The following is a 17,720-nucleotide window of genomic DNA, read 5'->3' as shown; positions in this document are numbered from 1 at the left end:
GAAGATTAAATTAAGTACCGAGATACGCCTTATACCTTAAGAAGTGGTACTTTTTGAAGGTCGTTTACCTGAGTGTTGTGGTTTAGTTGCTTCAGGCTCAGCGTTTTTATCTGATTTATATAAACTAAAAATAAAGTCGAGCTCTTCTCGTTCAAGTGATGGCAACACGGCAAATCCTACTGCTGAATGAGTTAATATAGCGCCAGAGTATGTGAACCCGACTTAATTAAAAGTGAATGATTGCAATTAATTAAATCGCAGTTGCTCATACCTTTAAAGCAACGACAAAACAATCAGTAAACTCCCAAAAAAGAGTTGGATAACATTCAAAAGCTCATTGTTAGATTAATATCGTAGAATCTAATAAGCTATTTAAGGAAAATCTGTAGCTGTTTCTTACCATCCTTAAATGAGCTCGACATTTGTTGCGGTTTATTTAAGGATGGTAAGGGAGCAATATTTAAAGGCCTTTTTCTATTAAAAGCACCTAACTCATAGCTATTTACTGTTGTTGAGAGCATCTTCAAAGTCTGTAGAGCCAGGAAGATTATTTTAAAGTAAATATTTGCTCTACAGAAATAGCGAAATAAGCCGCTATTTTTAGTGCAATAACCACCGACGGTGTAAAACGCCCGGTTTCTACTGTACTAATAGTTTTTCTAGAAACGCCTATGGCATCCGCTAACTCTTGCTGAGATATTTTATGCTGTAATCGAAGTTTGTGAATATGATTATCTAAATCTTCATTCATAAAGCTCTTCCTTGCCAAGTTTCCACAAAATTAATGTGCCATGTGTAGATGCTGCTAGGCAAAGCAATACTTGAAGTGCATCTGTGGGGTTAAAAGGGGCTATTAATTCCACAAACCACTTACTGTCGCCACTATATGCGAGAAATGCTCCACCAATTACCATAATGTGACATGTAGCGCGCAGGCTGAGCGAACTAACATAATCCACATACTCGTCGTTAAATTTATATGTCCAGAAACCTAGTTTTGATATGTGCTTAGCAAACTTCATGGATTTAGTACATAACACAAGAAAATAGATAAAACTCGCAAATAAAGTTAAATCTACTAGCAAATATATAACTGAATCGGTTTTGCTGATTACTGTTGAAAGCAGCTCTGCTAACAAGAAAAACGCTAGAGCAATACTGGCTTTTCCAGTAATTGTTAAATATTGCTGTTCTTGTTCTGGTAGTACTGATATTGATTTTGCCATCTGTTGTATATCCCTTTTTAGTGACGACCAAATAATGTCGCGTTGTGTTTACTCCACTTAAGGTTTTCATGTGATACCTAAACACACCATATGTAACCTTCAGGTATCAATGATACCCAAAGGTTACATAAAGGCAACCTTTTTTTATTTTTTACTTGGGTTAAGTGATTATTGATTCAGTATTAAACTAATTCAGCCAGTAAAAACGCAAACTCGATTTAATTTTTTGGCAAGCCAAATCAGCCTTTCTCATCTACCACACCAAAATATTCCTGCTCAAGCGAAGATATCATCTATTCTACTGGTATGCGTTTAAGGAGAGGTAGGTAAAGTATATATGGCAAGCTTTAAAGTGTACGGTCAGTCTTTGCTTTTTCATCTTTTGCACTATTTAATGCCAAGTTAAGAGAGTACTTATTTTTATGGTGAGTTTTTGTATGGTGTATGGGTACTAAATCGTTTGATATCTATAGGGTATGTATTTGTAATTTTATACATTGGTCATATTTACTTAATTTTAAAAGTTATCAACTAGTACTTTCATTAAACTTTGGTAAAATAATGTGTTACGTTTTTATGCCCGTTTAACCCACTATTTTTCTGCTTTGCTCGTTGCTTTACTAATGTTTTTAATCGGTAGGTATTAGGCTCTTAGATTTAATTTAATCTTATTAGCCAGCCCCGCTAAATCAAGCTAAAACTAATTAAGACTAAAAAATCATTTAACTAATTTGCTAACGGTAAACTCACTGTAAAAGTGACCCCATTACCTTGAGCATTATTGTGCGCCGTTACTGTACCTTTGTGGTAATCACACACTAGTCTTACAATATAAAGCCCTAAGCCTAAATGCGGTTGTTGCTGCATTTGTTGGCTGCGCACCGATACCATAGAATCAAAAATATGTTCAGTAAGTCCCTCAGGCAATAAAGTACCTGTATTACTTACCGTTAATGTTGCTTTGCTTTCATTTTGCTTAAGGCTGACTTCAATTGCAGTGTTAGCTTCACTAAATTCCAAGGCATTATTAATTAGCTTATCGAGCAGTTGCGCTATAAATTCAGGGGCACCTTGCATCAACAGTGTGCTTTGGCAAATGTTGAGTGTAAAGAACTGGTTAGGATAAGTAAGTTGGTAGCCCTGCATACAGCCACTAATTACTTTTTGTAAATCAAACTGCTCTGGCTCATTACTTTGAATACTTTGCTCAAGGCGGGTTGCCTCGCTCATGGTGGTAATTATTTTTCCTAAGCGCTCAACCCCTTCGCTAGCACGTTCAAGGTATTTTTGACTCAGTTCACTTTGCTGCAAGCTTTGTAAGTTTTCAAGAGATGAACGGACAACCGCAACCGGTGTGCGCAGCTCGTGAGATAAGCGCGACGACATATTTTCTAAATAATCGGTATAGCCACCAAGTCGGCTCACTATATTTGAAAAGCTACGCGACAGGTCGCCAATTTCGTCATTGGCATCGCTGTAATTTATATGACCTGTTACTCGTCCTTGGGCATCAATGGCTTGCTCTGCTGTGTCTCGCAGTCGTCTAATACGGCTCGATATACGCGAAGCAAAAAAGAACAAAGTGGCTGTGCCAATTAACATGACCGCTAAAATCACATTAAATAGTTTTTCCAGCGATTTATTACGCAGTGTACGCACGCCATTGGTGGTTTCTTCAGCTATAACTGCCCCAATAACCTTATCCTCGATCCAAATAGGATACGCAGCCGATAATATTACCGCTTTGTTATCGGGAGTGAGTCGCCAAGACGAGGCCGGTTTGCCTTTAAGTGCTTTGGCTAAATGAGCGCCTTGCATTGAAGCTACATCGTGTAAAGTATCTATAAATTCATCTTCAGGACGCGTTAAAATTTTATAATACAAAGGATGTAAATAGGCTTGTTCAAAGCGCTGCCACGCAGTTTTTGGCGCTTGATTTTTTAGCCCATCGGCCCATACCCCATCGGCATTTTGAATACTGCCCGATTGCGCTAATACACGGTGATGATTATCGACCACCCAAATGCGACTGCCGCTGTGGCCCATGCCTTTTAATATACGGTTTATTTCAGGGGAGGGCACCAGTACCGAACCTAAATCATTCGGGTTATTTAAGTTCGATGTAGACATTATACTAGGGGTTTGGTTTGGTTGTTTACTATCAACATCGGCAATGGCAAATCCCAGTTTATTGCCAAGCATACTCAAAGGAAAGCGCAGCTCAAGGTTGTAACCAGTGTCAGTTTTTTTAAAGAAACCCTGAATTTTAGTAAAAGGCATTTTACTATTGGCATCAAATGCGTTGACCCAGCCATCTTGGCGCGGAGCAATAATATAAGTATTAAATTGCCCATCAGGGTTTTTTAGGCCAATTTTTACATAGTCATTATTGGTAATGCTGAGGCTGTTTTTGGCACGGTAAACTAAAGCATCGTCAGTGACGTTAAAGAGCGCATATAAGTAATTATCAAACTTACCCACCATGTGGCTAAATGATAAGTTGCTCAGTTGATGGTTATCATTGGCTGTTTGTAAGTAGCGTTTGTCATAAAGCCAAAACAGCGATTGGTAAGCGTCCCAGTCGCTGAGTTTACCATCGAGTTGAATTGGACTCTTTAAATTATAAGCATAGAGATCGCGGCCTTTTACAACTTGATCTAAAAAGTTGGTTTGTTCGTCAAATAAAGCGGGGCGTTCGTGCAGGGCCGTTGCCAGTGCGCGTGTAGTACCTACGAGCGTTTTTTCTTGGCCTTGGCGTAAAAACTTTTCCATTTCCCATACATACTCGTAGCCTAACCATGGCAACAAAAACAAAAAGCATGAAAGTAAAATAAATTTACTGCGTAGGCCAAATCTCAGCATGTGGGTTGCTCCCACCTGTAACCCATGCCATACACGGTATCAATGCAGTCAAACTGGCTATCGAGTGCTATAAACTTTTTGCGAATGCGTTTTACATGAGAGGTAATGGTGCTGTCGTCTACATAAATTTTAGCATCGCTCATTAACTCATTACGGCTTTTAACGTGGCCAGGTCGTTGGGCGAGTGAATGCAGCATCCAAAACTCAGTTACGGTTAAATCAACCAACTGTTGCTGCCAAAGCACCTGCATGCGTTGCGTGTCGAGTGTTAGTTGACCGCGAATTATTAATGCGTTGGCATCGGCGGGTTGCTCTAATGCTTCCATGCGGCGAAATAGCGCACCAATACGCGCGGCTAAATGCGCTAAGCTAATATCTTTGGTTAAGTAGTCATCGGCGCCCATGCGCAGGCCGCATACGGTGTCTATTTCGCTGTCGCGAGCGGTTAAAAAAATAATTGGTAAGGTTTTAGAAAGTGAACGCAGTGTTTGGCACAGTAAAAAGCCGCCATCTATTTCATGGCCTAAGCCAATATCAACAATGGCTAAATCGGGGAGTGCTTCTTTAAAAGCGACTTCTGCTTGAGGGCGGTTTTCATAACCACTTACCTGATAGCCTTGAGCGCTCAGCATTTCTATGTAGTTTTCGCGAATGGCAGTTTCATCTTCAACGATAGCTATTTTTTTCATTTTTTAATTACTCATATTGACTTAGGCGCACTATAGCGAAGTTTTTGCGCTAAGTAAGGTTAAAAACACAATTGCCATTTTTTTGCCACAATTGCTCAGCAGTTTGCCATTTTTACTCCCCTTTATTGCCACTTCATGGTGTTTTAATACAGCTATTGAAATTACCAATACAACGCAAGTGCCAACCAATAGCTTGCCAACCATTATTAATAGTAAGGAATAGATCATGAAGAAAACATTAATCGCACTCACACTTGTTAGCACTTTTTGTACGCCAGTATTTGCTGCGGATACCCCATCAAAAGAAGCAAAAAAAGAAACAATTGTTGGCCTGAGCACTGGTGCCATTATTGGGGGTGTTGTTGGTGGGCCAATCGGCGCGTTTGTAGGCGCATTTGCTGGTGGTTTGATTGGCGATGCCAAGGTAGCTGAGCAAACTATTGCTGAGCAGCAGCAAGCTTTAACTGTAATGGCAGAGAAAACCAACGACTACCAGCATGTACTTAATCATAACAGTCACCTAGAGGCGCAACTTGAACTACTGGCGCAACAAAATGAGCAATTAACTCAATCGCAGCTTAATAATTTATTGGCAATGACGGTGCAATTTAAAACTGGATCTAGCGATATTGCTCCTCATTTTGCCAAGCAGCTTGATCAATTGGTAGCGTTATTAAAAAGCCAACCGCAACTCGCACTCGATTTAAGTGGCTTTGCCGATCAGCGCGGTGCAGAGCAAGCGAACTTATTACTGTCAAAAGCCAGAGTAAACGCCGTACAAAGTTACTTAATTAAACAGGGGGTTAGCCATACACGTTTAAGCGCACAAGCGTTTGGCGAGCAGCAAAGCATAGCAAACAGTAACACCCTTGAAGATAACTTTTTTGACAGACGCGTTACTCTCACTACCCGTGCGCTAAATCAAACGACTGACCAAACAGCAAGCAATTAATCGCAAGGCGTTCGAGGGAGTGATTTATGTTGAGTAAACCCACCAAAGTGCTTACCAAGGTAAGCCTTTTTATTTTTATTATTATCGTGCTTTTGGCCAGCTTTAAAAGCCATGCACAGTCGCCAAAACTATCCTTGTTTGATAGCCAAGGAGTGGCGGTTAACCCTGGGGTTATTTTAAAAAGCGATGCAAAAATGACCCTAACAGGGCTAATTAATCGTGTTGTAGTTACGCAGCACTACATAAATGAAAACCCTTTTGCCGTAAATGCACGTTATGTATTTCCTTTACCCGATGAAAGCGCCGTGCAAGCAATGACCATGCGCATTGGCGAGCGAGTTATCAAAGGTAAAATAACAAAAAAACGCCAAGCTGAAAAACAGTACCAAGCTGCCAAAAAAGCAGGCAAACAAGCTTCATTGTTGCGACAGCAACGTGCAAATATGTTTATTACAAATGTGGCAAATGTAGGGCCTGGAGAAGAAATAGCTATAACGCTTGAGTATCAAGAGATTATTGATTACCAACACGGAATCTTTGCGATTCATTTTCCAACTACAATTACGCCACGCTATCATGCAATAACAGGGGAAGTTAACGATGATCAAGATAAGCATGCGATAAAAAACGCTAATGCACCTTCGTTCACTCCACAGGGTTGGTTAAGCCCTGTTTACACAAAACAAACCAATGAGGCGGCAAATGCCAGCGATTTAAGCTTAACAATTAACATGGATATAGGCTTAGAATTGGTTGATATAAACGCTAAGTACCATCAAGTTAATATTGAAAACCCTGCATTTGGGCAATACAGCATTGTGCTAAAACCACAGCAAGCCATAAATAGAGACTTTGTACTTGAGTTTAAGCCACTACAAATAGCGCAAGCGCAAGCTGCACTTTTTACTCAGCAAGCACAAAATGGTGAGCAGTATGCGTTAGCAATGCTAATGCCGCCAAGCGATAGCTTTACTCAATCTCAGCGTTTACCGCGTGAAATGGTGTTTGTAGTTGATACTTCGGGATCTATGCATGGGCAGTCTATTGAACAAGCTAAAAAAGCGCTGTTTTACGCATTATCATTATTAGATAGTGATGATAGCTTCAATATTGTCAGTTTTAATAATGAGGTTGCAGCTATGAGTGAAACCCCATTAATTGCCAGTGACTTTAATTTACGTCGCGCAGAGCGTTTTATTTATAACTTACAAGCCGATGGCGGAACTGAAATAAAAGGCGCACTTGATGCAGTACTCGATGGTACGCAGTTTGAAGGGTTTGTACGCCAAGTTGTATTTTTAACCGATGGTAGCGTAAGTAACGAAGATCAATTATTTAAACATATTGCGCACACCTTAGGTGATAGCCGTTTATTTACTGTGGGCATTGGTAGTGCGCCTAACCGTTATTTTATGCGTCGTGCCGCTGATATAGGCAAGGGAACTTACACCTTTATAAGCAGTGCTCATGATGTGCAGCCGAAAATGCAGCAGTTGTTTGATAAACTTGCTCACCCGGCTATGACTAATTTGGCGTTGACAAATACAAATGGAGACAGCTTAGATTTTTGGCCCTCACCTTTGCCTGACCTATATTTTGCTGAGCCCATTATGGTGGCCATTAAATTAGATAATACCGATGCAATTACTTTTACGGGGCAAACGGCGCATGGGGAGTTTAAGGTTAAGCTTAATCCGCAAGCAAGTTCAAAGGCCACTGGAATTGATAAGCTTTGGGCACGTCAAAAAATAAAGTCGTTATTGTTATACAACCAACAAAGTGTTGTAAAACAGCAAGTGCAGCAGCTCGCGCTTGAGCATCAATTACTTAGCCCATTTACTGCGTTTATTGCTATAGAAGAGACGACCATAAAAGAAGTTGCTAAACAAAGCACACAAGTGGCTAATGCTATGCCACAAGGAATGACCATGCGCTTGCCGCAAACTGATGGGCAAAGCAAAGTGCATATTGTGTTTGGAGTATTATTGCTTCTAGGTGGTCTTTTGTTAGTGAGGCGCTGTAAATGAAAAAGTGGCTAAGCATAGGTTTACTAGCCTTGGGGCTGAGCTTGTTTGGCCATGGTGTATACATGCAGGCAAAGGCGTGGCTTGCACAAGTGTTAATAGAGCAAGCTTGGCAAACGACCCTTAAATCGCCCAATAAAAAAATTAAGCCGTGGTTTTATGCTGATAGTTACCCCGTGGCACAAATAATATGGCCAAAGCATAATAAGCGACTAACCGTGCTTGATGGTGCAAGTGGTAGAAACTTAGCGTTTGCGCCGAGCCACTTTTTACCAGCTGGGGAGTTAGGTGGGGCTGATTTTGGTAACTCGCAAGGAGCACTTATTGCTGGCCACAACGATACCCACTTTGCGTTTTTAAAAAACGCTAAAGTGGGGGAGCAATTTTCTCTACAACTTAAAAATGGCCAAGTGCAGCATTATTCAGTAACACACGTTGAGGTAATTCATCAGTACAACACCGATTTTTTGCAGCAATCAGGGTTGTATTTATTAACCTGTTACCCTTTTGATTCACTGGCCTCGGGTACTGATTTAAGATGGTTAGTGTCGGCAGAAATATCCTCACCCGAAGTTGAGTTAGGAATATCGACCACTAGTTCTTGATGGCGTTGACTAATCATTACGCCTATAAATACCACAAATATGCTGATCCACTGGCCAAGAGTCAGTACTTCGTTAAGGATAATGGCTGACAAAATTAAAGTGAAAATAGGGATTAAATTAGAGTAAGCCGCGGCGGTTAATACCGACACTTTACTAATCGCATAGTTGTACATGCCGTACCCACCCAAAGTAACACAAGAGCCTAAGTACAAAATGCTCATTAGTGCGGTTAAATCGTGTTGGTTTTCACTGGGTAGGTCAATAAATAATAAAAACGGAGCAAAAAACAAACTACCACTCACGCCTTGCAGAGCAATCAATGTGAGCGGGGAGTAGCGGTTAGCTAAATGTTTTATACACACGGTATAAAATGCCGCGCACACCATGGCCATTAATTCTAAAAAATTCCCCAGTAATGGGTTTGGAGCTTGGCTTGAGCTGGGTGAAAGTAGGGTCAGTAAAATACTGCCGCCAATACACAGCGTAAAACCCACCACAATAGCTTTACTAATATGCTCTTTGAGCATGAAAAACGCTAAAAATGCCACAATAATGGGTAAACAAGAAACAATCACCCCCGCCTGAGATGCTGAGGTGTACTCCATTGCGTGGCCTTCAAATAAAAAGTACAAGCACGGCTCAGCCAGCGACATGCCTAATAAGTACTTCCAATCGCCTTTTAAATATTCAAAACGAATTACGTAACGCCATAAACATAACGAAATCAGTAAAGTGGTGAGCATACGTAAAAATATCACCAAGGCAGGGTCATAAATCGCAATCGCGTATTTAAGTGCAATAAAGGAGCTACCCCACAAAAAGGTGGCAATAATTAAACATAAACTGGCAGGCATAAGGTGTAATTTAATCGGTTGAATATAGTGCGATCCTAGCATGCAGAGGGGGTGATTGAATATTTTTTACTTGTTCAAAAATACCGAACTGGTATAAATAAATTCATCATTTATTGCGCTAAGTAAAAAACATGCAAAGGGATCAGGTCGTAGTTGTAAAGCTAGGTACAAGCGTACTCACTGGCGGTACCGATAAGTTAGACAAAGCACATATGGTGGAACTTGTTCGCCAATGCTGTGAGCTAAAAAAGCAAGGTCATCACGTTATTTTAGTATCAAGCGGTGCGGTTGCCGCAGGTCGCGAACAGCTATTAAAACCCTGTGGGCGCACATTAATAGACAAACAAATGTTGGCCGCCATTGGACAGGGGCAGCTCATTCATATTTGGCAAAGCTTATTTGCGTTGTATGGCATTAACGTCGGGCAAATGCTACTAACGCGCGCCGATGTTGACGACAGAGAGCGCTATTTAAATGCACGCGATACCCTCAATGCCCTATTAAATTACGATGTAGTGCCGATCATTAATGAAAATGACGCAGTTGCTACTAGCGAAATAAAAGTAGGTGACAACGATAACTTGTCGGCATTGGTGGCTATTTTAGCCAATGCCGATAAGTTACTGCTACTGACCGACCAACAAGGGTTATTCACCAGCGATCCGCGCACCGACATTAACGCCACCTTGATTGACGAAGTTACCCATATTAATGATGAGTTACGCCAACTTGCGGGTGGCAGCGGTACGAACCTAGGCACAGGGGGTATGGCAACCAAATTACAGGCCGCGGATATTGCCAGAAGAGCTGGGGTTGAGGTGATTATTGCCAAAGGCGCTGATGAAAACGTGATTTTAAAATGCATGAGCGAACAACTGCCAGGCACCCGTTTTTTAAAACTTACCGCGCCTAAAGATGGCCGAAAAAAATGGTTATTGGCAGGGCCTAAAAGTAGTGGCCAAATTTTAATTGATGCCGGTGCGGTGCATGCATTGCAATCTAAGGGGGCTAGTTTACTTGCTAAAGGTATTACGCGTGCAATAGGTGAATTTGAACGTGGAGATTTAATTAACTTAATTGATGTAAACCAGCAAATTATTGCACGGGGGTTAACGCGCTTTAGCCATCTTGAAATCGATAAAATAAAAGGCGCACATTCTAATCAAATCAGCCATTTACTTGATTACGATAGCGGCGTGGAAGTGCTACACAGAGATGATATGGTGGTGTTGTAATTAAGCACTTTTTTAACGATATAGCGCAACGTATAATCCGCTTATAGTGTTGCGCTTTTTTGTGTTAAAATCTTGCACCTTAAATTTGTTGTAAAGAGTATTGAAGATGAAATTAGTTCGCTGGGTTTTAGGTTGTATCATCTTATTTTTTAATTTTGTTTTTACGCCGCGTAGCAAAAAACGTGATCCGCAAGAGCAAACTAAGCTTGATCAGCAAACCGCACAATTTAAGCTCTATCAATTCAAAGCATGCCCTTTTTGTGTAAAAGTGCGCCGTTCAATTAAGCGTGAAGGCTTAAAAATTGAAACACGCGATGCAAAAAATGATGAGCAATACCGTCAAGAGCTATTAGAGCAAGGCGGAAAAGTTAAAGTACCTTGTTTACGTATTGAGCAAGATGGCCAAGTAAAATGGCTTTATGAATCAAACGATATTATTGCTTACTTAAACAAAGTAGCCGCTTAAAATATTTATTGGTATTTCATACCATCTCACTTATTAAAAGAGACATTACCATGACAATTCGTACCCGTGTTGCTCCGTCACCAACAGGTGACCCGCATCTTGGCACCGCTTACATTGCCTTATTTAACTACTGTTTTGCTAAACAGCAAGGCGGTGAATTTGTACTTCGTATTGAAGATACTGACCAAGTTCGCAGCACACCAGAATCTGAACAAGCCATCATGGATAGCTTACGCTGGTTAGGCCTTGAGTGGGATCATGGTCCTGATGTAGGTGGTGAATTTGGTCCATACCGTCAATCTGAGCGCAGTGATTTATATAAAAAATACGCTCATCAGTTAGTTGAAGACGGCAAAGCATTCTACTGTTTCGCAACCAGCGAAGAACTGGACCAAATGCGTGAAGAACAAATGGCCGAAGGTCTGCGTCCTAAATACGATGGCCGTGGCTTAAACCATACAGAAGACGAAATTAAAGCAAACCTAGCTGCTGGTAAACCGTACGTTATACGTATGAAAATCCCAAGCGAAGGTACCTTTAAGTTTAACGATTACCTACGCGACGAAATTGAGATCCCGTGGGAAAACGTAGACATGCAAGTGCTATTAAAAGCGGATGGTTTTCCAACGTACTTTTTAGCTAACGTGGTGGATGATCACCATATGCAAATTAGCCACATTTTCCGTGGTGAAGAGTGGATAAACTCAGCGCCTAAGTTATTAAAACTGTATGAAGATTTTGGTTGGGAAGCACCGGTACTAGGTCACTTACCATTATTGCGTAATCCAGATAAATCAAAACTGTCTAAGCGTAAAAACCCAACGTCTATTAATTACTACAAAGAAATGGGTTACTTACCAGAAGCGGTACTAAACTACTTAGGCCGTATGGGTTGGTCAATGCCTGATGAGCGTGAAAAGTTCACCCTTAATGAAATGATTGAACATTTTGACATGAAGCGTGTATCGCTTGGTGGCCCAGTATTCGACGTAGACAAGTTAAGCTGGTTAAACGGTATGTGGATCCGCGAAAACTTAACTGATGCAGAGCTAATGCAGCGTTTTGTTGACTGGAAATTTAATGGTGACATGCTGGCTAAAGTCTTACCTGAAGCTAAAACGCGTATAAATACACTCTCTGACATGGTTGATTTAGCAGGGCACTTTGTAGGCGGCATCCCGACCTACGACCCAGCGCTATTAACAGCCGGTAAAGCTGACGAAGATGTTATTCGCCAAGCATTACAATTTTTTGTATGGCAGTTAGAAGGCTTACGTAGCTTTGAAAAACCAGCTATTTTTGCAATTGCAAAAGAAGTCGCTACCTTCCACGAGCTTAAAATTAAAGACTTCTTAGAGCCTATATTTGTGGCTATTACCGGCAAAACATCGTCTACCTCGGTATTAGATGCAATGGAGATTTTAGGGTCTGACCTATCGCGTGCACGTTTACGTGTTGCGTTGGCTCATTTAGGTATTTCTAAAAAGCAGGCTAAAAAGATAGAACGCGCATACCGCGATTACCCAAGTGCGTAATCGCGTATACAGATTCAAAAGCCGCTTAATTTAAGCGGCTTTTTTGTGCCTGTAGTTTTAAGATGGAGTTGCCAGCATAGGGTAAGTAAATAAGAAAAAATGAAACACGTTAACGAGCCAATGACATAAAATGGCCCATTCTAACCGGCTTGTTTTATAGTAAATATAGCCATATCCAAAACCTGCAACGGCCGCCACAAGCATATAATGAGTACCCGCTGAAAAGTGTGCCAGTGAGAATACACAAGTACTGATCACCGGTGCGAGCAGTGCAAACCTGCTCGGGGTTATTAGTTTTGAAAGCTTAGTTTGTATCACTCCCCTAAATAATGCCTCTTCTGCAACGCAGGTAAAAAGTAGGTTGATAGCTATAAATAACAACCAAAATTCAGGTACTTTTGGCGCAAATTCAACAAGGTTTAACGTTAAAGCAGTTATAAGCGCCGCTAAAATAGTGATAATTATGATTAAAGCAGGGTAGCCGATAGTTATTGGCTTTGCCGTTTTGTTTTTTGCAAAAAAATAAGCGCTCAGCATTAAACCCGCTAATGCTTTATCAAAATTAGCATACAAGGTAAATGCAATTGCGTTACTGGTGACTTGTTCATTAACAACAATTGGCAGGTTATTAAAACCCGCAAACCAGTGTAAGGCCAACCCGAGTGAGGCTATTATAAATAAAGACGTTAGAACATTACGTTTTAACGCTGAGGTTGCCAATAGCATAAAGTGAAACAACCCCACATAAACAGCTATAACAGCAACCGCGTTTAAATTTATATATTGTTGATAATAGGCAGTAATAACACTTAGCAGCAATAAGTATTGCCATAATGGTTGGCGAAATACAGTGAGTTTACACTGTGGGAAAACACATAAAATAGCGGCAGCTAAAAAGTAAAAAGTCATTGGCAAATACAGCTTGTTGTTTGATAGAGGGAAATGAGTGAAAATGAATCACATAGCGTTATAGTCTCAATTAGATAATTTTGAGCTATTAATAATTATAGGCTTGTCCGGTACAAATAACGGCTAAATCACAATTGTAGCGGGATACTGATTGGCACTGCTCTAGTGTAAATGCATTGCCACCTAAATAAAGCACATCATTTTTAAGGGATTCTATAGCTTGTGATTTCAAACGGTTATAGCTAATTGAGGATGTTTGCGTATCATCTGATACATCGCAGCTTTCGCCTTTTATTCCACCAAGGGGGCTTGCACCTCTATCGAGAGCGTCCTGAACACTGTAAAATTGCTCTAGACCACGTTTTTTAATGTGGCTTGAAACGTGTTCTGATAAAACGTCGTCGTCGATATTGGTTGTGTAAGTAATGTTATTACAGCCAGTTAATAATGAAACCGCGCATATTAATAAAGAAAAATACTTCATTAGTTAATCCCTTAAACTCGTATTTGCCTAATTTACTTAGTTAATTAGCGAGTTGCAAATTATCATTTTTCGCCTTTATTAAACAGATTCGACCTCTCAAGATTTTTTTTCTGGTAGTATAGCTAGGTTATAAGCAGTTTAAGCAGTGAACACACTATGTTAAGTCCTTACTATCAGCAGCATGCTGATTATGTTTCAATTTCTCGTGAGCAAGGTTGTCGCTTTGCTAAATGTGTAGCCGACGACTACAACCCGCTTCATGATAAAGACGCTAAAAAGTTTTGCGCACCAGGAGACTTACTTTTTTCTCTAGTGTTAGACCGCTATGGCATTAGTGAGCGAATGGAGTTTACCTTTGCCGGTATGGTTGATGAAAACACCAAACTAAATTTTCCAGAACAACCTGGAGAAGAGTTTGATGTAAACCATGGCGAAAAAGTAATTTTAAAGGTTAAGCGCGACGGTAAAACCAGCAAATGCCCAACACTTACAAACAGTTTAATAAAAAATTATGTTGAGTTCTCAGGTGCTGCGTTCCCGCATGTAATTATTCCTTTAATGGGCAAGCAAGAGGTAATGATAAACCCTGCGCGCCCTATGATTATTTATGAATCAATGATAATAAACCTTAATAACATTGATATTAAATCACCGACCCTAGAGTTTGCAGAGCCAAGCTTTGAATACGCTGGTAAACGCGGCAAAATAACCTTGCGCTTTAATTTATTAGAAAACGGCGAAAAGGTGGGTTTTGGTGAAAAGCACATGGTGGTATCGGGTATTCGTGAATACTGTCAAAGCACCGTAGATGATTTAATTGCATTTTATAATGAACGTAAAGCCACATTAAAACCAGCTTAAATACTTCATTTTACTTAGGCGCTATTTAGCGCCTTTTTTATTACTTAAGCTCAGGTATAATAGCGTTCTTTGTTATTTTAAAGCCAAGCTTATGTCTGCCACATCGTTCTCATCACTAGCCCTAGACCCGTTACTATTAACGGCAATAGAGCAAAATAATTACACTACGCCTACCGCCATTCAGCACAAAACGATACCGCCAATTTTAGCGGGCAAAGACGTCATGGGCAGCGCTCAAACTGGTACTGGTAAAACAGCCGCGTTTGTTTTGCCGCTATTACATAAGCTTTTAAATACCGCTAAAAAAGACGAACCAGGCATTGCCCGTGTGGTTATTTTAACGCCCACTAGGGAGCTTGCTCAGCAAGTATTTGCAAGCTTTGAAAAATACGCACAAGGCACAAATATTCAAGGCGCTTTAGCCTATGGTGGCGCAAGCATTGGCCCACAAATCAAAGCACTTAAAACAGCGCAAGTAATAGTGGCAACGCCAGGGCGTTTACTTGATCATATAGTGAAGGGCAGTGTGGTGCTTTCAAGCGTGGACTCTTTAGTATTTGATGAAGCAGACCGTATGCTTGATATGGGTTTTATTGACGAAATTAAACGAATACTGCGTCATATCCCAGGCGATCGTCAAACCTTACTGTTTTCTGCCACCTTTGATGACAGCGTTTTTGAGCTAAGTAAAAAGCTACTCAAAGATCCTGAGCTTATTGAAGTTGATAAGCGCAACTCTGCTGCTGTAGAGGTTGAACAAGTTATTTACGCAGTAGATGAAGACAGAAAGCGCGAGCTGGTATCGCACATGATTGGCATGAAAAACTGGCGCCAAGTGCTTATATTCACCCGCACTAAACAAATGGCCGATAAGCTTGCCAAAGAAATGTGTAAAGATGGTTTAAAAACCGAATCTATTCATGGTGATAAATCACAAGGTGCTCGCGACCGCGCTCTTCATAACTTCAAAGAAGGCAGTACACGTGTTCTAGTGGCCACCGATGTAGCAGCGCGCGGTTTAGACATACCGGCACTTAAATATGTAATTAACTTTGAATTGCCATACATAGCTGAAGATTATGTACACCGTATTGGCCGTACAGGACGAGCTGGTGAGCAAGGCCTTGCTATGTCATTAGTGAGTTTAGATGAGCAATGGCTACTTGAAGAAATTGAAGTACTGCTTGATACCCGCTTAACACCACAATGGCTTGAAGGCTATGAGCCCGACTTAAATAAGCCGCCTAAAGATAACCGCAAAAATACCAACAAAGCGCGTAAAGATCGCGATAAAAAACGTATTACAGGGCAAAGAGCGCCGAATAGACGACGTAAATAAAAGCTTAGGACCTCATTTAATAGGCAGCTAAGAGCGAGAAGCGGACAGTCGCTTTAACGCTCTATTGGATAAAAATGAGTTGCGGTTTTACGCAATAACACGCCTTTGGACGGGAACGTTTTAGAACTGAAAGACAGCTCAGTTCCAAAAGATGTTTCCCGTAATTAATTTAAGTTATCTTCCGCAACATTTGGCATAAGTTTTTTTACTTCCGCAATAACACGGGTCTGTCAAAGACAAGTTTACGTAATCTTGCTCTGCTTTCTTTTTGGTTCTACTGTTGAAAGTAGACAACTTTGAATTTATGGTTTTGGCTAACTCTTCATCTAAAAAAACTTTAGGATTCCAATTATCGCGAACCAAATCGACTAAAAATGAATCCACTGCAGAAGCTGCGATACCTGCTATGGGGTTAATTAAACCAACTACATTAGGATAGATGAATGATAGAAGTTTAGTTTTGATTTTTGGTTTGCAAGGCTTTAGTAAATATTCAACTACGGCCTCACGATCATAATCTTGTGAATACATCCATTGTCTAAATACCTTTGCTTTTGCACTCTCACGTATAACTAGTATGTCGTCAAATGTTATGATTTTATCCACATAAAGATCTAGAAGGTCCGGAATACCTTTCATACTCATTAAACTTTCAAAACAATCTGTTGAATTAGAAAAACCTGCCGGAACTAAGATCTTTTTCGCCATATATTCTTTGGAATATGCATCTTGCGATATAGAGCCAATCTTCAGCTCGTGTTGCAATGAGTAGCCTAATAAAATTTCACAAGTCCGTAAAGCCGTCGTCTGTTGTCGCAATATAGACAAACGTTTGTTCTTGTGACTTTTTATACTTAAACAACGGTCTTCGGTTACTTCTTGAATAATCTTTTTGATTAAAGACCCATCACCTTCGCTTGTTAACCAATATGGCCTATCTAAAATTATATGATTCTCATCTGTTAGATAACGCAAGCGACTCTGTATAACTGGGTTGTCATGCTGAATATTAGAAAAGCCCTCAACAATATCTCTTAAAGGAGCAAGTCTTGTCATTCCTTGGAGTTTCATTCTGCCAACGCCCTGAACGAAACTGAAATCAACTGAATCAAATATCACTTTTAGCGCGCCTGACTCCAAGAGTTTTATAACGTTTTCATGCCCTAGAAGCTTGATGCACAGTAAATAATCTTCATGCCTTATATATAAAACATCATGAAGCAATAAATTGGCAAAAAGCTTTCTAAAGGCTTCCAACTGGGCTTTCAATAATTCATAAGGAGTCAAAGAAAACCCCATAAAACCTTTATGTCGTTCATTGGATGTGTCGGAACAACTGGTAATTGCACCCAGTTGCTTTGGGAAATTATTGAGCAAGATTGATGACATGATTAATATGCATATTCCTTTATTAGTACAAGGTACCTTAACCCATACACTAATAAATACCAACAACGACCTCTCAATCATGTCAGGCCTTGATCTAACTCGTATTGGGGCAGAAACGAGTCACGCTTGAATGGCCGCTTATGATACTTTGCCGAAATTCAGCTTTGATAAAGTCCTACAGTTTAAACCTGACAGATTAAGTTAGTACTTATTAAAATAAACGTAGCTAACTAATTGAACTGGCTTATTTTATGTCGCTTATAATTGTTGCCCGAACCCCGAACCCCGCA

18 protein-coding genes are annotated in these 17,720 nt (G+C 40.4%); 9 read left to right on the top strand and 9 right to left on the bottom strand.

The window, feature by feature from the left end; genetic code table 11:
- Positions 1-36: 36 nt before the first annotated feature.
- From CWB78_RS19075 to pdsR, 5 genes are all read right to left on the bottom strand, one after another.
- On the bottom strand, positions 37-168 hold the full coding sequence (locus tag CWB78_RS19075; protein WP_258306396.1) for a hypothetical protein: 132 nt from the start codon (positions 166-168) through the stop codon (positions 37-39).
- A 379-nt stretch (positions 169-547) separates the two neighbouring features.
- Positions 548-751 carry a helix-turn-helix transcriptional regulator gene (locus CWB78_RS11410; RefSeq protein WP_054201830.1) on the bottom strand — a complete coding sequence of 68 codons (204 nt, stop codon included), beginning with the start codon at positions 749-751 and terminating at the stop codon, positions 548-550.
- The gene (locus tag CWB78_RS11405; protein ID WP_075169761.1) at positions 744-1,226 is read right to left on the bottom strand and encodes a hypothetical protein; all 483 of its coding nucleotides are present in this window, start codon (positions 1,224-1,226) and stop codon (positions 744-746) included. Before CWB78_RS11405 ends, CWB78_RS11410 begins: the two co-directional genes overlap by 8 nt.
- Before the next feature lie 726 nt (positions 1,227-1,952).
- Positions 1,953-4,088: a proteobacterial dedicated sortase system histidine kinase gene (gene pdsS / locus CWB78_RS11400; protein WP_138595641.1), complete on the bottom strand. Its 2,136-nt coding sequence runs from the start codon at positions 4,086-4,088 to the stop codon at positions 1,953-1,955.
- The gene (gene pdsR / locus CWB78_RS11395; protein ID WP_008111124.1) at positions 4,082-4,777 is read right to left on the bottom strand and encodes a proteobacterial dedicated sortase system response regulator; all 696 of its coding nucleotides are present in this window, start codon (positions 4,775-4,777) and stop codon (positions 4,082-4,084) included. The genes pdsS and pdsR overlap by 7 nt, the downstream gene beginning before the upstream one ends.
- 226 nt (positions 4,778-5,003) lie before the next feature.
- On the opposite strand from pdsR, the gene pdsO reads away from it, so the two are divergent.
- The 3 genes from pdsO to CWB78_RS11375 are packed head-to-tail and all read left to right on the top strand — an operon-like array spanning position 5,004 to position 8,358.
- The gene (gene pdsO / locus CWB78_RS11385) at positions 5,004-5,729 is read left to right on the top strand and encodes a sortase-associated OmpA-like protein PdsO (protein ID WP_054201826.1); all 726 of its coding nucleotides are present in this window, start codon (positions 5,004-5,006) and stop codon (positions 5,727-5,729) included.
- Between the two features lie 26 nt (positions 5,730-5,755).
- Complete coding sequence (locus CWB78_RS11380) at positions 5,756-7,756, top strand: marine proteobacterial sortase target protein (RefSeq protein WP_138595639.1); 2,001 nt, start codon at positions 5,756-5,758, stop codon at positions 7,754-7,756.
- Positions 7,753-8,358 (top strand): class GN sortase, encoded by a 606-nt coding sequence (locus tag CWB78_RS11375; RefSeq protein ID WP_138595637.1) that lies wholly within the window; start codon positions 7,753-7,755, stop codon positions 8,356-8,358. The genes CWB78_RS11380 and CWB78_RS11375 overlap by 4 nt, the downstream gene beginning before the upstream one ends.
- On the opposite strand, the gene CWB78_RS11370 is transcribed toward CWB78_RS11375, so the two are convergent.
- Positions 8,253-9,212 (bottom strand): DMT family transporter, encoded by a 960-nt coding sequence (locus tag CWB78_RS11370; RefSeq protein ID WP_033102849.1) that lies wholly within the window; start codon positions 9,210-9,212, stop codon positions 8,253-8,255. The two genes, CWB78_RS11375 and CWB78_RS11370, sit on opposite strands and share 106 nt — an antisense overlap.
- A 131-nt stretch (positions 9,213-9,343) precedes the next feature.
- Here CWB78_RS11370 and proB point away from each other — a divergent pair, with 131 nt between their 5' ends.
- From proB to gltX, 3 genes are all read left to right on the top strand, one after another.
- A complete protein-coding gene (gene proB, locus CWB78_RS11365; protein WP_138595635.1) occupies positions 9,344-10,447 on the top strand; it encodes a glutamate 5-kinase in 1,104 nt (367 codons plus the stop codon).
- 106 nt (positions 10,448-10,553) lie between these two features.
- A complete protein-coding gene (locus tag CWB78_RS11360; RefSeq protein ID WP_008111110.1) occupies positions 10,554-10,913 on the top strand; it encodes a glutaredoxin family protein in 360 nt (119 codons plus the stop codon).
- Between the two features lie 50 nt (positions 10,914-10,963).
- Positions 10,964-12,448, top strand: a complete 1,485-nt coding sequence (gene gltX, locus CWB78_RS11355; protein WP_008111109.1) for a glutamate--tRNA ligase — start codon at positions 10,964-10,966, stop codon at positions 12,446-12,448.
- Between the two features lie 57 nt (positions 12,449-12,505).
- Here gltX and CWB78_RS11350 read toward each other — a convergent pair whose 3' ends face one another.
- Both CWB78_RS11350 and CWB78_RS11345 read right to left on the bottom strand, forming a co-directional pair.
- Entirely contained in the window at positions 12,506-13,357 is an 852-nt protein-coding gene (locus CWB78_RS11350) for a CPBP family intramembrane glutamic endopeptidase (RefSeq protein WP_138595633.1), read from the bottom strand.
- Between the two features lie 88 nt (positions 13,358-13,445).
- The gene (locus tag CWB78_RS11345; protein WP_138595631.1) at positions 13,446-13,841 is read right to left on the bottom strand and encodes a hypothetical protein; all 396 of its coding nucleotides are present in this window, start codon (positions 13,839-13,841) and stop codon (positions 13,446-13,448) included.
- A gap of 156 nt (positions 13,842-13,997) precedes the next feature.
- On the opposite strand from CWB78_RS11345, the gene CWB78_RS11340 reads away from it, so the two are divergent.
- Positions 13,998-14,702, top strand: a complete 705-nt coding sequence (locus CWB78_RS11340; protein ID WP_016900441.1) for a DUF3581 domain-containing protein — start codon at positions 13,998-14,000, stop codon at positions 14,700-14,702.
- 91 nt (positions 14,703-14,793) lie between these two features.
- Complete coding sequence (locus CWB78_RS11335; protein ID WP_138595629.1) at positions 14,794-16,041, top strand: DEAD/DEAH box helicase; 1,248 nt, start codon at positions 14,794-14,796, stop codon at positions 16,039-16,041.
- Between the two features lie 174 nt (positions 16,042-16,215).
- Here the strand turns inward: CWB78_RS11335 and CWB78_RS11330 are convergent, their stop codons facing one another.
- Positions 16,216-17,328, bottom strand: coding sequence for an SEC-C domain-containing protein (locus tag CWB78_RS11330; protein WP_171040344.1), 1,113 nt, complete (start codon positions 17,326-17,328; stop codon positions 16,216-16,218).
- An 82-nt stretch (positions 17,329-17,410) separates the two neighbouring features.
- Between CWB78_RS11330 and CWB78_RS18790 the strand changes: the two genes are divergently transcribed.
- A complete protein-coding gene (locus CWB78_RS18790; RefSeq protein ID WP_171040343.1) occupies positions 17,411-17,560 on the top strand; it encodes a hypothetical protein in 150 nt (49 codons plus the stop codon).
- The last annotated feature ends 160 nt before the right edge of the window (positions 17,561-17,720 follow it).

This window comes from Pseudoalteromonas sp. S1612 (assembly GCF_005887175.1).
GTDB classification, from domain to species: domain Bacteria; phylum Pseudomonadota; class Gammaproteobacteria; order Enterobacterales; family Alteromonadaceae; genus Pseudoalteromonas; species Pseudoalteromonas undina.
This window is presented reverse-complemented; position numbering and strand designations above follow the sequence as displayed.

Excerpts from the sequence above, each read along its gene's own strand:
- CWB78_RS11410 (WP_054201830.1), bottom strand. The coding sequence starts at position 751 with ATGAATGAAGATTTAGATAATCATATTCACAAACTTCGATTACAGCAT.
- CWB78_RS11405 (WP_075169761.1), bottom strand. The coding sequence starts at position 1,226 with ATGGCAAAATCAATATCAGTACTACCAGAACAAGAACAGCAATATTTA.
- pdsS (WP_138595641.1), bottom strand. The coding sequence starts at position 4,088 with ATGCTGAGATTTGGCCTACGCAGTAAATTTATTTTACTTTCATGCTTT.
- pdsR (WP_008111124.1), bottom strand. The coding sequence starts at position 4,777 with ATGAAAAAAATAGCTATCGTTGAAGATGAAACTGCCATTCGCGAAAAC.
- pdsO (WP_054201826.1), top strand. The coding sequence starts at position 5,004 with ATGAAGAAAACATTAATCGCACTCACACTTGTTAGCACTTTTTGTACG.
- CWB78_RS11380 (WP_138595639.1), top strand. The coding sequence starts at position 5,756 with ATGTTGAGTAAACCCACCAAAGTGCTTACCAAGGTAAGCCTTTTTATT.
- CWB78_RS11375 (WP_138595637.1), top strand. The coding sequence starts at position 7,753 with ATGAAAAAGTGGCTAAGCATAGGTTTACTAGCCTTGGGGCTGAGCTTG.
- CWB78_RS11370 (WP_033102849.1), bottom strand. The coding sequence starts at position 9,212 with ATGCCTGCCAGTTTATGTTTAATTATTGCCACCTTTTTGTGGGGTAGC.
- proB (WP_138595635.1), top strand. The coding sequence starts at position 9,344 with ATGCAAAGGGATCAGGTCGTAGTTGTAAAGCTAGGTACAAGCGTACTC.
- CWB78_RS11360 (WP_008111110.1), top strand. The coding sequence starts at position 10,554 with ATGAAATTAGTTCGCTGGGTTTTAGGTTGTATCATCTTATTTTTTAAT.
- gltX (WP_008111109.1), top strand. The coding sequence starts at position 10,964 with ATGACAATTCGTACCCGTGTTGCTCCGTCACCAACAGGTGACCCGCAT.
- CWB78_RS11350 (WP_138595633.1), bottom strand. The coding sequence starts at position 13,357 with ATGACTTTTTACTTTTTAGCTGCCGCTATTTTATGTGTTTTCCCACAG.
- CWB78_RS11345 (WP_138595631.1), bottom strand. The coding sequence starts at position 13,841 with ATGAAGTATTTTTCTTTATTAATATGCGCGGTTTCATTATTAACTGGC.
- CWB78_RS11340 (WP_016900441.1), top strand. The coding sequence starts at position 13,998 with ATGTTAAGTCCTTACTATCAGCAGCATGCTGATTATGTTTCAATTTCT.
- CWB78_RS11335 (WP_138595629.1), top strand. The coding sequence starts at position 14,794 with ATGTCTGCCACATCGTTCTCATCACTAGCCCTAGACCCGTTACTATTA.